A 13,181-nucleotide genomic window follows, 5' to 3' on the forward strand; every position below is an offset into this window, starting at 1 on the left:
CGCCAATCCAGATGCAGCCGCGGCGCCGGGCGCCGCGCCTGGGCGCCCTCGCAACGGCAGCCCGCCTCGCCACCGCCGGCGTGCTGCTCGCCAGCGCGTCGTCCGCGGCACTCGCCAACGCAGAGCTCGTCCGCTTGGGGCAGGACCACAAGCAGTGGGCCCAGCAAGGCAAGGACTACGACCACAGCCACTACAGCGGGCTGAACCAGATCAACCGCAGCAACGTCAAGAACCTCAAGGCCGCGTGGACCTTCTCCACCGGCGTGCTGCACGGCCACGAGGGCGGGCCGCTGGTGGTCAACGGGATCATGTACGTGCACACGCCGTTCCCGAACATCACCTACGCGATCGACCTGAACGACCCGAACAAGATCCTCTGGGAGCACAAGCCCAAGCAGGACGCCTCGGTGCGCGCGGTGGCCTGCTGCGACGTGGTGAACCGCGGCCTCGCCTACGGCGACGGCAAGATCTTCAAGACCCAGCTCGACGGCACCGTGGTGGCGCTCGACGCGAAGACGGGCAAGGAGATCTGGAAGATGGAGAACTCCGACCCGTCGGTGGGCTCCACGCTGACCCAGGCGCCGCTGGTGGTGGAAGACCTGGTGATCGTCGGCTCGTCGGGCGCCGAGCTGGGCGTGCGCGGCTACGTCACCGCCTACAAGATGAAGGACGGCGAGCAGGCCTGGCGCGCCTACGCCACCGGCCCCGACAGCGACCTGCTGCTGGCCGACGACTTCAACGCCCCGAACCCGCACTACGGCCAGAAGGGCCTGGGCACCAGCACCTGGGAAGGCGACGCCTGGAAGATCGGCGGCGGCACCAACTGGGGCTGGTACGCCTACGACCCGTCGCTCAAGCAGCTCTACTACGGCTCGGGCAACCCCGCGCCTTGGAACGAGACCATGCGCCCCGGCGACAACAAGTGGACGATGGCCATCTGGAGCCGCGACGTCACCACCGGCAAGGCCAAGTTCGCCTTCCAGAAGACACCGCACGACGAGTGGGACTACGCCGGCGTGAACTGGATCGGCCTGTCTGAACAGGTGGTCGACGGCAAGAAGCAGAAGCTGCTGACGCACCCCGACCGCAACGGGATCATCTACACGCTCAACCGCGAGAACGGCAACCTCGTGCGCGCCGACAAGATGGACCCGTCGGTCAACGTGTTCAAGGGCTACGACATGAAGAAGGGCGTGCCCATCCGCGACCCGGAATACAGCACGCGCATGGACCACCTGGCCAAGGGCATCTGCCCGTCGGCGATGGGGTACCACAACCAGGGCCACGACTCGATCGACAAGAAGCGCGAGCTGGTGATGCTCGGCACCAACATGATCTGCATGGACTGGGAGCCCTTCATGCTGCCGTACCGCGCGGGCCAGTTCTTCGTGGGCGCCACGCTGAACATGTACGCCACGCCCGGCAACAACGGCAACATGGGCCAGGTGAAGGCCTACGACGTGAAGACGTCGAAGTTCAAGTGGACCAAGGACGAGAAGTTCGCGGTGTGGGGCGGCACCACCACCACCGCCGGTGACCTGGTGTTCCACGGCACGCTGGACGGCTTCATCAAGGCCCGCGACGCCGACACCGGCGAGGTGCTGTGGCAGTTCAAGCTGCCCTCGGGCGTGATCGGCCACCCCGTCACCTACGAGCACAAGGGCAAGCAGTACGTCGCCATCTACTACGGCGTGGGCGGCTGGCCCGGCGTGGGCCTGGTGTTCGACCTGACCGACCCGACGGCGGGCCTCGGGGCGGTGGGCGCCTTCAAGGAGCTCCAGCAGTACACCAAGATGGGCGGCGGCATGATGGTCTTCAGCCTCTGATCGGCCCACCCCCTGCGGCCTGACGGCCGCCCCCTCGAAGGGGGCCACACCAACGGACCGGCGGAGCCGGATCCGTGGTGTGTGCTGGAACGCTGTCTAGACAAGCCATGCATTGCATTGGGCGGCCCGCGAGGCGCCCGGAGGTTCCTTCATGAACAAGCTCAAGCTTGCGGGCGCGCTCGCTGCCGTGCTGCTGGCGGGGGCGCAGGCCCAGGCCGCGCAGCCGCTGCGGGTGTGCGCCGCCGACAACGACCTGCCCTACACGCACAGCAGCGGCCAGGGTTTCGAGGACCGGCTCGCCGGCCTGCTGGCCGAATCGATGGGCACCACCGTCGAGCGCGTGGGCTTCGGCGATCCGCGCTACCTGGTGCGCGACGGCATCGACAAGGGCGCCTGCGACGTGGTGCTGGGCGTCGACACCAGCGACCCGCGGCTGCAGACCACCAGCGCGTACTACCGCTCCAGCTACGTCTTCATCACGCGTGCGAAGGACAGGCTCGACGTGCGCGACTGGTCCAGCCCCGTGCTGAAGACGGCCAGGCTCGGCGTCATCCCCGCCACGCCGGCCGAGGCGATGCTGCGGCAGATCGGGCGCCACGCCGATTCGTTCCGCTACCTGATGTCCCTGGGCGGCAACAAGTCGATGCGCAACCGGTTCGTGCGCTACGACGTCGAGAAGCTGGTCAACGACGTCGCCAGCGGCGAGATCGACGTGGCCGTGGCCTGGGCGCCCGCCGTGGCCCGCTACGTCAAGGCGAGCAAGGAGCCGCTGGCCACCGTGCCGGTGCCCGACGCGCGCCGCGCCGACGGCGAGCCGGTGGTGTTCAGCTACGACACGTCGATCGGCGTGAAGAAGGGCAACACCGCGCTGCACGCCCGCATCGAGACCGCGCTGCAGGCGCTGCGGCCCCGCTTCGAGCAGGTGCTCGCGCAGGAAGGCATCACCGCCCTCACGCCGCAGGCCTCGCGCGTCGCCGCCAGCCACGCATCGCATGGAGTTCCGCAGCCATGATCCGACGCATCGTCCGCGCCCTGCCCGTCGTCATCGGCCTGGCGCTGTACAGCGCCCACGGGGCCGCGCAGGCCCCGCGCTTCTACAACCTGATCGAAGGCACGCCGCTCGATTTCAACGGGCTGAAGGAAACCGAGACCGAGCAGGTCAAGGCCTTCAAGGGCAACGGCAAGAACCCCTATGCCGGCAACGATGCCGCCATCAAGAAGGGTGAGAACCTCTACGCCACCGCGTGCTCGGGCTGCCACGGCCACCACGCCGAAGGCAAGCTCGGCCCGGGCCTGAACGACGACTACTGGACCTACAAGCAGGCCGCCACCGATGCCGGGCTCTTCTCGGCCATCTACGGCGGGCTGTCCGGCTCCATGGGCCCGCAGCGCAACCGCATGACGCAGGACGAGATCCTGCTCGTGATGGCCTGGCTGCGTTCCATCAACAAGGGCGGCTCGCCCACCGCTTCCGCCGCGCAGCCCGCCAAGGCGCGCTGACGCACGACGCTTCACCCACGACGAGGAGACACCCATGAAGAACATTGCTCGATCCCTGGCACTGGCGGCCGCGGCGCTGGCCTTCGGCGGCGCGCAGGCCTACGACGGCACCAAGTGCAGGGCGGCCGGCGATTGCTGGGAGCCCAAGCCCGGCTTCCCCGCCAAGGTGGCCGGCAGCAAGTACGACCCCAAGCACGACCCGGCCGAGATCGGCAAGAACGAGCAGGCCGTCAAGGCGATGGAAGCGCGCAACGCCAAGCGGCTCGCGAATGCACGCAAGACGGGCACGTTCAAGTACGAGGTCGAGTAGCCGCCACCGCTCATCGATGTCCGGCCCGCTGCATGCGTCGCGCCGGTTGCGTGGCGCCCGCCTTCCTCCGGGCGGGCGGCGCCACCCTTCTTCTTCAGCTTTCCCCGCCAGGTGCCGATGACCGCCGAACGATCGCTCGCCGATGCACGTGAACAAGCGCTCGCGCTGGAGGCCGCGCTCAACCGGGTGATGGTCGGCCTGCACGCGCCGGTGCGGCTGGCCGTGGTGGCGCTGTATGCACGCGGCCACGTGCTGCTCGAGGGCGATGTGGGCGTGGGCAAGACCACGCTGCTGAAGGCGCTGGCGCGCGGCATCGGCGGCGGCTACCAGCGCATCGAGGGCACGATCGACCTGATGCCGAGCGACCTCGTCTACTACACGCAGCTCGGCGACGACGGCCGGCCGCGCGTGCTGCCCGGGCCCCTGCTCGCGCAGGGCGAGTCGCTCTCGGTGTTCTTCTTCAACGAGGTCAACCGCGCCCGCCCGCAGGTGCATGCGCTGCTGCTGCGGCTGATGGCCGAACGCACGATCGGCGCCTTCAACCGCGACTACCGGTTCCCCCACCTCACCGTGTTCGCCGACCGCAACCGCGTCGAGCGCGAGGAGACCTTCGAGCTGCCCGCCGCCTCGCGCGACCGCTTCCTGATGGAGATCGCGATCGAGCCGCCGACCGACCGTGCGCAGCTCGAGGCGCTGATGTTCGACGCCCGCTACCACGACACCGACGCGCTGGTGCAGCCGGTGCCGGCCGGCCTCGTCGACCCGGCGCAGCTCGATGGGGTGGCCGCGGCCCTGCAGCGCGACATCGCGGCCAGCCCGGCGCTGCGCCGCTACGGCACCGACCTGTGGCTGGCCACGCGCGACCCGGCCGCCTACGGCGCGGCGCTGCCGGAGATCGACAGCAGCGAACTGGTGCTGGCCGGGGCCAGCCCCCGCGGCATGGCGATGCTGGTGCGCGCGGCGCGTGTGCACGCCTGGCTCGAAGGCCGCAGCGCCATCGTGCCGGAGGACCTGCGCGCGGTGTTCGTCGCCACCGTGGCCCACCGCATCGCGCTGCAGCCGGTGTACGAGGCGCAGCGTGCAGCCATCGCCCGGCCGCTGGCCGAAGAACTGCTCCGGCGCGTCGCCGCGCCGTGACCACCGGACGCCGCATGCCCCTGCCCGGTACCCCTGAAGAACTGGCCTACCGCATCCGCTGGGCGGCCGCGGGCGTGCACCCCGGCAGCCACCGCTCCCGCGTGGGCGGCGCCGGCGACGACTTCCGCGGTGTGGTGCCGCTGGCCGAAGGCCGCGACGCGCGGCGGCTCGACCTGCGCGCCAGCGCCACCGACCCGTTCGGCCGCCCGTGGGTGCGCGAGTTCCGCCAGCGCAGCCGGGTGCCGGTGGTGCTGGCGGCCGACCTGTCCCGGTCGATGGGCTTCGACGGGCGCACGCAGCGCCTGCAGCTCGTGGCCCGCTTCGCGCGGGCGCTGTCGCAGGGCGCCTTCCGCCGGGGTGATCCGTTCGGGTTCGTCGGCTGCGACGAGACGGTGCGGCGCGAATGGGTGCTGCCGCCGGCCGTGTCGCGGCACGCCGGCGAGCAGGTCGCGCGGCAGCTCGGCAGCCTGGGCACGCGCGAGGGCCGCACGGGGCGCGGCGCCGCCGGCCTGCTCGAACTGGCGCGCTGGCTGCCTCGCCAGCGCGCGCTGCTCTTCCTGCTGTCCGACCTGTACCTCGACGCCGCGCTGTTCGAGCGCAGCCTGGCGCGGCTGGCGCTGCACGACGTCGTCGTGGTGCTGCTGGCCGACAGCGCGGAACGCCAGCCGCCCCGCCGCTGGGGCCTGGCGCGCCTGGCCGACCTGGAGACCGGGCAGGAACGCCTGGTGTTCATGCGCCCGGGCCTGGCCGCGCGCATGGCGGCGGCGCAGGCGGACCGCATCGATGCGGCGCAGCGCAGCGCACGCCGCCACGGCGCGGCACTGCTGGTGGCCGAAGACACGCTCGACCTCTCGGCGCTGGCGCGCCACTTCCTCGCGCGGGGGGGCACGTGAGGCGCTGGGTGCCGCTGGCCGCGGCGCTGGCCCTGCCGCCCGGCGCCTTCGGGCAGGCCGAGGAGGCGCTGCCGCGCATCGTGCGGGTGGAGCCGCCGCGCGATGCCGCGCACCACATCGGCGACGTCGTCGAGTACCGCGCGCTGCTGCGCTGGCCGGCCGGCTGGGAGATCGACCGGGACGGGCTGCCGGTGGCGGCCCGCGACGGCCACGCGCTCGAACTCCGGGGCCACCGCGTCGAACCCGCCGCGGCGCCGGGCTGCACGGACTGCCGCTGGCTGGCGCTGCGCTGGCAGGTGTTCAAGGCCGTGCGCATCACCGAGGACGTGCCGCTGCCGGCAACCGCGGTGCGGCTGCGCCACGGCACGCGGATCGAGACGCTGACGCTGCCGGCGGCGCGCATCGCCCTGTCGCCGCTGGTGCCCTGGGAGCGCCGCGCCGACTGGCTCGACAGCGCACGGCCCGGCTGGCAGGCCAGCCCCTACGACACGGCCGCTCACTGGCGGCAGGCGGCGCTGCTGCTGGGCGCGGCGGCCGTGGCGCTGGGCGGCTGGGCTTGGACCAGCGGCCGCTGGCTGCCCCGGCCCGCCCGCCGCCCCTTTGCGCAGGCCTGGCGGGCGGTGCGTGCACGGCACCGCGGCCGCAGCACCGCGCCGGTCGATGCCGACGACCTGCGCGACTGGCACCGCGCCTTCGACGCCACCGCCGGCCGCGTGGTGATGGCGGCCGACCTGCCCGGCTTCTTCGCCGAGCACCCTGCGCTGGCGCCGCTGGCCGAGGAAAGCCGCGCGATGTTCGCCGCCTCCCAGCGCCGCTTCTTCCTCGAGGCGGGCGAGGCCGCCGGCGCAGGCGCCTCGCTCGTGCAGGCCGGGGACCTCGTCGGCCTGCTCGGCCGCCTGGCCGCTGCGGAGTTTGGCCGCCCCGCCGCCAGGGCGCCCGCGGAGGCCGCGGCGTGATCGCCTTCGACCAGCCGGCGTGGCTGCTGGGCCTGGCGCTCGCCGTGCTGCCGTGGCTGTGGCACGGCCAGCCGCGCGTGGCCTGGGCGAGCGTGGCATCGCTGCCGCACGACCCGCTGTCGCGCGCGATCGGCCTGGGGCTGCGCGCGGCGGGCAGCCTCGCGGTGGCGGCCGCATCGGCCAGCCTGGCCGGGGCCTACCTGCAGGGCCAGCCGGTCGAACGCACCGGCACGGGCGCCCACATCGTCGTGCTGCTCGACCGCAGCGCCAGCATGGCGGAGGGCTTCGCCGGCGGCAGCGCGGAGCGCGAGGGCGGCGAATCCAAGGGCCATGCCGCGGCCCGGCTGCTGGACGAGTTCGTGCGGCTGCGCGGGCGCGACCTGTTCGGGCTGATCTTCTTCTCCACCGCGCCGATGCACGTGCTGAGCCTGACCGAGGACCACGGCGCGGTGCGTGCCGCGATCGGCGCCTCCCGCTCGATGGGCGTGGGGCTCACCAACATCTCTGCCGGGCTGGCGATGGCGCTGGCGCAGTTCGAGGACCGCCCGCGCACCGGCTCGCGCGTGGTGCTGCTGGTGTCCGACGGCGCGGCGGGCATCGACCCGCGCTCGCAGACGCGCATCCGCCAGCGCTTCCAGCAGGATGGCGTGCAGCTCTACTGGATCTACCTGCGCTCGCCCGGCGGCAACAGCCCGACGCGCCTGCCGAGCGCGGAGGCGGGGGCCGACGTGGCGCCGGAGTACCACCTCAACGCCTTCTTCCAGGACCTGGGCGCGCCCTACCGGCTCTACGAGGCGGACGATCCGCAGTCGCTGGCCGCCGCGATCGCCGACGTGTCGGCGCTGCAGAACCTGCCGCTGCGCTACCTCGAGCCGCAGCCGCGGCGGGCGCTGGCGCCGTGGTTCGACGCCGCCGCGCTGTGCGGTGCCCTGGTGTGGGTGCTGGCGCGCTGCGGCGAGGTGCCCCGGTGGTGACGCCGCCGCGCGCACGCTGGCAGCCGGGGCGCTGGCTCCCGCGGCTGTGCCTGCTGCTGGCGCTGGGCGCCGCGGGCTGGGCCGTGGAACGGGCCGTCGCGGGCTGGCAGGCCGCCGCGGCCAACCGGCTGATCGCCGACGGCGCCACGGCGGCCGGCGCGCCGCCCAGCGTGCTGCTCGCGCATGCGGCGGCGCTGGAACGCGCGGGCCGCTTCGACGAGGCGCTCAGCGCCTACGCGGAGGCGGAGGCCCTGGGCAGCCCGGACATCCGCCACGCGGTGCACGTCAACGTCGCGAACCTGTACCTGCGCCGCGGCATCGAGGCCGCGCGCGGCGAGGGCCATGCGCAGCGCGCGATGGTGCTGCTACAGCTGGCCAAGGCGGGCTACCGCAGCGCGCTGCGCGAGCAGCCCGGCGACTGGAACGCACGCTACAACTACGAACTGGCGTTGCGCGTGCTGCCGGATTTCGAGGTGCGCCACTGGCGCCGCTCCGGCAACGAGGTGGAGGTCGAGGACGCGCTGAAGAAGGACAAGTCCGCCTGGACCGAGATGGTCGGCACGCCGCGGGGGATGCATTGATGGCCCCCCCCCGTAGCGCCTTCGGCGCTCCCCCCCAGGGGGGCGCCACCGGTGGACCGGCAAAGCCGGATCCACGGTGGCCGCTGGATGAGCGCCCTGGGAATGCCCAGGCAGCAGGTGGCGCGCTGCTGACCGCGCTGCGGCGGCCGCGGGGGGCGCTCGCGGCGCTGGCGGCGCTGTGCTTCGGGCTGGCGCTGCTGCGGCCGGGCTTCACGCTGCAGAACCGCGTCGGCAGCACGCTGCTGGTCGTCGACATCACGCAGAGCATGAACGTGGCCGATGCGGCCTGGCAGGGCGAGCCGGTGACGCGGCTGGCGTACACGCGGGAGCTGCTGCGCCGCACCGTGCGCGAGCTGCCCTGCGGCCACGCCGCCGGCGTGGGCGTGTTCACCGAGCGCAGGACGATGGTGCTGCTGGCGCCGGTGGAGGTCTGTGCGCACTACGCGGCGCTGGACGACGTGCTCGGCCGGCTCGACTGGCGCATGGCCTGGGCCGCCGACAGCCACCTGTACTACGGCACCTACTCGGCGCTCGACGAGATCGCACGCCACTGGCCGGGGATCGGGCTGGCGCTGTTCACCGACGGCCACCAGGCACCGGGCGTGGTGCCCGGCCGCGAGCCCCGCTACGAACGCAGCGACAAGACCCCGCCGGGCGTGCTGTTCGCGGTGGGCGGCGACCTGCCGCAGCCGGTGCCGCGCCTCGATGCCGACGGCCGGATCACCGGCTACTGGACCGCCGAGGAGGCCGCGGCGTTTGCGCCCACCGGCGGCCACCGGACGCTCTCCGTGCTGGAGATGGAGACCATGAAGGCCGGCGGCGACGTGCGCAACGCCCCCGCGCAGCGCCAGCCGGGCGCCGAGCCGGCGCACCTTTCGCGCCGGCACGACGACGTGCTGCAGGCCGTTGCCGAGCGCACCGGGCTGCAGGCGGTGCGCGCCACCGACACCGCCGCCGTCGTGCGCACGCTGCGCGCGCTGCCCGGCAGCGGCCAGGCCCCGCAGCGCCACGAACTGCACGACGTGTTCGTCGCCACCGGCGCGCTCTTGCTGCTGGCCAGCCTGCTGCCGCTGCGGCGCCTCGACGCCCGGCCGCCCCGCCGACCGGGCGCCACCGCATTCCGCCACCACGACACCAACCCCGGGAGTGCCCTCCGATGACCCTTCGCCCGACCGCCTTCTCCCGCCGCCGCGCCGCGCTGGCCTGCGCCCTGCTGCTGTCGCCGCTGTGCGCCGCCTGGGCCCACGGGCCGACACCGCAGCGGATCGACGAACAGATCGAGGTGGCCGCGCCGCCGGCCAAGGTGTGGGCGCTGGTCGGCGACTTCGCCCACTTCGCCCGCTGGAACCCGGCGCTGGCCGCCAGCGAGGCCGACAAGGGCAACACGCCCGGTTCCCGGCGCACGCTGCGCTTCGCCCAGGGCGGCCAGGCGGCCGAGGAACTGGACGACTACTCGGCCGCGGAAATGAGCCTGTCGTACCGCTCCGGGCGCGAGGTCGATCCGGCGGTGCTGCCGGCCAGTTCGTACTCGGCCCGCCTGCGCGTGCTGCCGGCCGGCAGCGGCAGCCGCATCGAGTTCCGTGCCCGCGCCTACCGTGCCGACACCAGGAACGACCCCGCCAAGGGCCAGGACGACGCCGCTGCGGTGAAGGCGCTGCAGGAGTACATCAAGCCGGCGCTGGCCCGGGCGAAGGAAGCGCTGGAAAAGGGATGAATGCCGGTTGCTGCACTGCCCGCAGGGTCGGCGGCCGCCTGAGACAATCGGCGCATGAGTGTCCTCAACGCCGACCTGCATTGCCATTCGAACGTGTCCGACGGCACGCTGACGCCCGAGGCCCTGGCCGCGCGCGCGCAGGCCAACGGCGTCGAGCTGTGGGCGCTGACGGACCATGACGAGATCGGCGGCCAGCACCGCGCGCGCGACGCGGCGCTGGCGCTGGGCCTGCCCTACCTGAGCGGCACCGAGATCTCGGTGACCTTCGCCGGCATCACCGTGCACATCGTCGGCCTCGGCTTCGACATCGACGACCTCGCGATGCGCGAAGGCCTGCGGCGCACGCGCGGCGGCCGCGAGGAGCGGGCCCGCGAGATGGCCGACAGCCTGGCGCTGGTGGGCATCCGCGGGGCGTTCGAGGGGGCGCTGAAGTACGTCGGCAACCCGGAGCTGATCTCACGCACCCATTTCGCGCGCCACCTGGTGGCCACGGGCGTGTGCGCCGACACCTCGGAGGTGTTCCGCCGCTTCCTCACCGAAGGCAAGCCGGGCTACGTGCCGCACCGCTGGGCCAAGCTGGGCGACGCGGTGCGCTGGATCGTCGACGCCGGCGGCATGGCGGTCATCGCGCACCCCGGCCGCTACAACTTCACCTCGACCGAGGAATACGCGCTGTTCACGGAGTTCATCGCGCACGGTGGGCGCGGCGTCGAGGTCGTCACCGGCAGCCACACCACGGCCGACTTCGTGAAGTACGCGGAGATGGCGCTCGAGTTCGACCTGTACGCCTCCCGCGGCAGCGACTTCCATTCGCCATCGGAAAGCCACACCGACCTCGGCGCGCTGCCCTTCCTGTCCGGCCAGCTCAAGCCCGTCTGGGAAGGCCTGGCGCATCGGGTGCACCGCCCGGAGGCTTCCGCCGGCGTGTGACGCGGGGCGGCCGGCCCTGGCGCACCTCGGCCCACACGGGGGCATGGTCGCTGGCGTTGGCCCGGCCGCGCTCCTCTCGGTCGACGCCGGCATCGTCGATCGTGAACCCGCGCCCCACCAGGATGTGGTCGATGCGCAGGCCGGCGTTGCGCTCCCAGCGCTTGCGGCGGTAGTCCCAGAAGGTGAAGGGGCGCTCGGACGGATGCACCGACCTCAGCGCATCGGTCCAACCCTGCGCGAGGATCTTCGCGAACGCCTCGCGGGGCCCGGGCTGCAGCAGGGCATCGTCGCGCCAGGTGTCGGGCTTGTAGATGTCCTCGTCCGTCGGGACGACGTTCCAGTCGCCCAGCAGGATGACCGGCTGGCCGGACGCCCAGAGCGCCTGTGCGCGCAGGCGCAGCCGCTCGAACCAGCGCAGCTTGTAGTCGAACTTCGGGCCGGGCTGCGGATTGCCGTTGGGCAGGTAGAGGGACGCGAACAGCACGCCGTGGATGGCCGCTTCGACATAGCGCGCCTCCTTGTCCTCGGCATCGCCCGGCAGGGCTGTCGCCACGGGCAGCGGCTCCCGCCCGCGGGCCAGGAGGGCGACGCCGTTCCAGGTCGGCTGCCCGACCACGAGCGCGCCGTAGCCGGCCGCCTCCAATGCGTCGCGCGGAAACGCCGCCGACGGCGCCTTGAGCTCCTGGAGGGCGACGACGTCGGGTTGCGTGCGCCCGAGCCAATCGACGAGCAGGTCGAGCCGCCTGACGACGTTGTTGATGTTCCAGGTGGCGACACGCACGGGATCAGCGGTGCGGCGGCATCCTGCCAATCTCGTTCTTGTCGTCGGGCATGGTGTTCTCCGAGGGTGTGCCGGGGATGAGGCAAACCGGATGCCCGTGGCGCATGGCCCGCAACGCGGCGCGCCGCGCGCCCGCAGGAGCCCTGGTCAGCCCCCCAGCCGCTTCAAGTGCCGCTCCACCTGCGCCCTCACCTGCACCGGCGCCGTCCCCCCCAGCACGTTGCGCGCGTCGAGCGAGCCGCGCAGCGTCAGCACCTGCTGGACGTCGTCGCCCACCTTGGGGTTCAGCGCCTTCAGTTCGTCGAGCGGCAGCTCGGCCAGGTCGATGCCGCGCTGCAGGCAGGTCTTCACCGCATGGGCGACGACCTCGTGTGCGTCGCGGAAGGGCACGCCGCGCTTGGCCAGGTAGTCGGCCAGGTCGGTGGCGGTGGCGTAGCCGCGCAGCGCGGCGCGTTCCATCGCCTCGGGCTTGACGACGATGCCTTCGACCATCTCGGCCATGATGCGCAGCGTGTCGCGCACGGTGTCCACCGTGTCGAACAGCGGCTCCTTGTCTTCCTGGTTGTCCTTGTTGTAGGTGAGCGGCTGGCCCTTCATCAGGGTCAAGAGGCCCATCAGGTGGCCGTAGACGCGGCCGGTCTTGCCGCGCGCCAGCTCGGCCACGTCGGGGTTGCGCTTCTGAGGCATGATCGACGAGCCGGTGCAGTAGCGGTCGGCCAGGTCGATGAACGCGAAGTTCTGGCTCATCCACAGCACGATCTCTTCCGCCAGGCGCGACACGTGCATCATCGTGATGCTGGCGAACGCGCCGAACTCGATCGCGAAGTCGCGGTCGCTCACCGCGTCCAGGCTGTTCTGGCACACGCCGTCGAAGCCCAGCGTCTTCGCGACGCGCTCGCGGTCCAGCGGGTAGCTGGTGCCGGCCAGCGCGGCGGCGCCCAGCGGCAGGCGGTTGACGCGCTTCCTCACATCGGCCAGGCGCTCGGCGTCACGGGCGAACATCTCCACGTAGGCCAGCATGTGGTGCGCGAAGCTCACCGGCTGCGCGACCTGCATGTGCGTGAAGCCCGGCAGGATGGTCTCGGTGTTCTTCGCGGCCACGTTGACCAGCGCGCGCTGCATGCCGGCCAGCAGCGGCAGCAGTTGGTCGATCTCGCCGCGCAGCCACAGGCGCACGTCGGTGGCGACCTGGTCGTTGCGCGAGCGGCCGGTGTGCAGGCGCTTGCCGGCGTCGCCGACAAGTTGCGTCAGCCGCGCCTCGATGTTGAGGTGCACGTCTTCCAGGTCGAGCTTCCACTCGAAGCTGCCGGCCTCGATCTCCGCGCGGATCTGTGCCATGCCGCGCTGGATGTCGGCCAGGTCGCTCGCGCCGATGACGCCCTGCGCCGACAGCATCTCCGCGTGCGCCAGGCTGCCCGCGATGTCGGCCTCCCAGAGGCGCTTGTCGAAATCGACGCTGGCGGTGTAGCGCTTGACGAGCTCGCTCATCGGCTCCGAGAAGAGCGCCGACCAGGCTTGGGACTTTTTATCGAGTTGGTTGGTGGACATGACGGCGGGCTTTGACGGGAGCAGCACGGAC

The 13,181-nt window shown here is 72.5% G+C and carries 14 protein-coding genes; 12 read left to right on the forward strand and 2 right to left on the reverse strand.

The features are described from left to right. The first annotated feature begins 11 nt into the window (after positions 1-11). The 12 genes from V4F39_RS05860 to V4F39_RS05915 all read left to right on the forward strand — a co-directional run bounded on the left by V4F39_RS05860 (position 12) and on the right by V4F39_RS05915 (position 10,821). Positions 12-1,826, forward strand: a complete 1,815-nt coding sequence (locus V4F39_RS05860) for a methanol/ethanol family PQQ-dependent dehydrogenase (protein ID WP_378235089.1) — start codon at positions 12-14, stop codon at positions 1,824-1,826. Positions 1,827-1,977: 151 nt separating this feature from the next. Further along, on the forward strand, positions 1,978-2,838 hold the full coding sequence (gene moxJ, locus V4F39_RS05865) for a methanol oxidation system protein MoxJ (RefSeq protein WP_332288372.1): 861 nt from the start codon (positions 1,978-1,980) through the stop codon (positions 2,836-2,838). After that, a complete protein-coding gene (moxG, locus tag V4F39_RS05870) occupies positions 2,835-3,326 on the forward strand; it encodes a cytochrome c(L), periplasmic (protein WP_332288373.1) in 492 nt (163 codons plus the stop codon). Before moxJ ends, moxG begins: the two co-directional genes overlap by 4 nt. 34 nt (positions 3,327-3,360) lie before the next feature. Then, positions 3,361-3,636, forward strand: a complete 276-nt coding sequence (locus tag V4F39_RS05875) for a methanol dehydrogenase (RefSeq protein WP_332288374.1) — start codon at positions 3,361-3,363, stop codon at positions 3,634-3,636. A 117-nt stretch (positions 3,637-3,753) separates the two neighbouring features. After that, positions 3,754-4,773: an AAA family ATPase gene (locus V4F39_RS05880; protein ID WP_332288375.1), complete on the forward strand. Its 1,020-nt coding sequence runs from the start codon at positions 3,754-3,756 to the stop codon at positions 4,771-4,773. A gap of 14 nt (positions 4,774-4,787) precedes the next feature. Then, the gene (locus V4F39_RS05885; RefSeq protein WP_332288376.1) at positions 4,788-5,666 is read left to right on the forward strand and encodes a DUF58 domain-containing protein; all 879 of its coding nucleotides are present in this window, start codon (positions 4,788-4,790) and stop codon (positions 5,664-5,666) included. After that, positions 5,663-6,622: a hypothetical protein gene (locus tag V4F39_RS05890; protein ID WP_332288377.1), complete on the forward strand. Its 960-nt coding sequence runs from the start codon at positions 5,663-5,665 to the stop codon at positions 6,620-6,622. The genes V4F39_RS05885 and V4F39_RS05890 overlap by 4 nt, the downstream gene beginning before the upstream one ends. Beyond that, the gene (locus V4F39_RS05895; RefSeq protein WP_332288378.1) at positions 6,619-7,596 is read left to right on the forward strand and encodes a vWA domain-containing protein; all 978 of its coding nucleotides are present in this window, start codon (positions 6,619-6,621) and stop codon (positions 7,594-7,596) included. Before V4F39_RS05890 ends, V4F39_RS05895 begins: the two co-directional genes overlap by 4 nt. Beyond that, on the forward strand, positions 7,593-8,177 hold the full coding sequence (locus tag V4F39_RS05900) for a hypothetical protein (RefSeq protein ID WP_332288379.1): 585 nt from the start codon (positions 7,593-7,595) through the stop codon (positions 8,175-8,177). The genes V4F39_RS05895 and V4F39_RS05900 overlap by 4 nt, the downstream gene beginning before the upstream one ends. Next, positions 8,177-9,337, forward strand: coding sequence for a hypothetical protein (locus V4F39_RS05905; protein WP_332288380.1), 1,161 nt, complete (start codon positions 8,177-8,179; stop codon positions 9,335-9,337). Before V4F39_RS05900 ends, V4F39_RS05905 begins: the two co-directional genes overlap by 1 nt. Then, the gene (locus V4F39_RS05910) at positions 9,334-9,891 is read left to right on the forward strand and encodes an SRPBCC family protein (RefSeq protein WP_332288381.1); all 558 of its coding nucleotides are present in this window, start codon (positions 9,334-9,336) and stop codon (positions 9,889-9,891) included. The genes V4F39_RS05905 and V4F39_RS05910 overlap by 4 nt, the downstream gene beginning before the upstream one ends. Positions 9,892-9,945: 54 nt before the next feature. Further along, positions 9,946-10,821, forward strand: a complete 876-nt coding sequence (locus tag V4F39_RS05915; protein ID WP_332288382.1) for a 3',5'-nucleoside bisphosphate phosphatase — start codon at positions 9,946-9,948, stop codon at positions 10,819-10,821. On the opposite strand, the gene V4F39_RS05920 is transcribed toward V4F39_RS05915, so the two are convergent. Continuing rightward, on the reverse strand, positions 10,757-11,602 hold the full coding sequence (locus V4F39_RS05920) for an exodeoxyribonuclease III (RefSeq protein WP_332288383.1): 846 nt from the start codon (positions 11,600-11,602) through the stop codon (positions 10,757-10,759). The two genes, V4F39_RS05915 and V4F39_RS05920, sit on opposite strands and share 65 nt — an antisense overlap. Positions 11,603-11,749: 147 nt before the next feature. Continuing rightward, positions 11,750-13,150: an argininosuccinate lyase gene (gene argH / locus V4F39_RS05925; RefSeq protein WP_332288384.1), complete on the reverse strand. Its 1,401-nt coding sequence runs from the start codon at positions 13,148-13,150 to the stop codon at positions 11,750-11,752. Between the last annotated feature and the right edge of the window lie 31 nt (positions 13,151-13,181).

Source organism: Aquincola agrisoli (assembly GCF_036621135.1).
In the GTDB taxonomy this organism is placed as follows: domain Bacteria; phylum Pseudomonadota; class Gammaproteobacteria; order Burkholderiales; family Burkholderiaceae_C; genus Aquincola; species Aquincola agrisoli.

Excerpts from the sequence above, each read along its gene's own strand:
- V4F39_RS05860 (WP_378235089.1), top strand. The coding sequence starts at position 12 with ATGCAGCCGCGGCGCCGGGCGCCGCGCCTGGGCGCCCTCGCAACGGCA.
- moxJ (WP_332288372.1), top strand. The coding sequence starts at position 1,978 with ATGAACAAGCTCAAGCTTGCGGGCGCGCTCGCTGCCGTGCTGCTGGCG.
- moxG (WP_332288373.1), top strand. The coding sequence starts at position 2,835 with ATGATCCGACGCATCGTCCGCGCCCTGCCCGTCGTCATCGGCCTGGCG.
- V4F39_RS05875 (WP_332288374.1), top strand. The coding sequence starts at position 3,361 with ATGAAGAACATTGCTCGATCCCTGGCACTGGCGGCCGCGGCGCTGGCC.
- V4F39_RS05880 (WP_332288375.1), top strand. The coding sequence starts at position 3,754 with ATGACCGCCGAACGATCGCTCGCCGATGCACGTGAACAAGCGCTCGCG.
- V4F39_RS05885 (WP_332288376.1), top strand. The coding sequence starts at position 4,788 with ATGCCCCTGCCCGGTACCCCTGAAGAACTGGCCTACCGCATCCGCTGG.
- V4F39_RS05905 (WP_332288380.1), top strand. The coding sequence starts at position 8,177 with ATGGCCCCCCCCCGTAGCGCCTTCGGCGCTCCCCCCCAGGGGGGCGCC.
- V4F39_RS05910 (WP_332288381.1), top strand. The coding sequence starts at position 9,334 with ATGACCCTTCGCCCGACCGCCTTCTCCCGCCGCCGCGCCGCGCTGGCC.
- V4F39_RS05915 (WP_332288382.1), top strand. The coding sequence starts at position 9,946 with ATGAGTGTCCTCAACGCCGACCTGCATTGCCATTCGAACGTGTCCGAC.
- argH (WP_332288384.1), bottom strand. The coding sequence starts at position 13,150 with ATGTCCACCAACCAACTCGATAAAAAGTCCCAAGCCTGGTCGGCGCTC.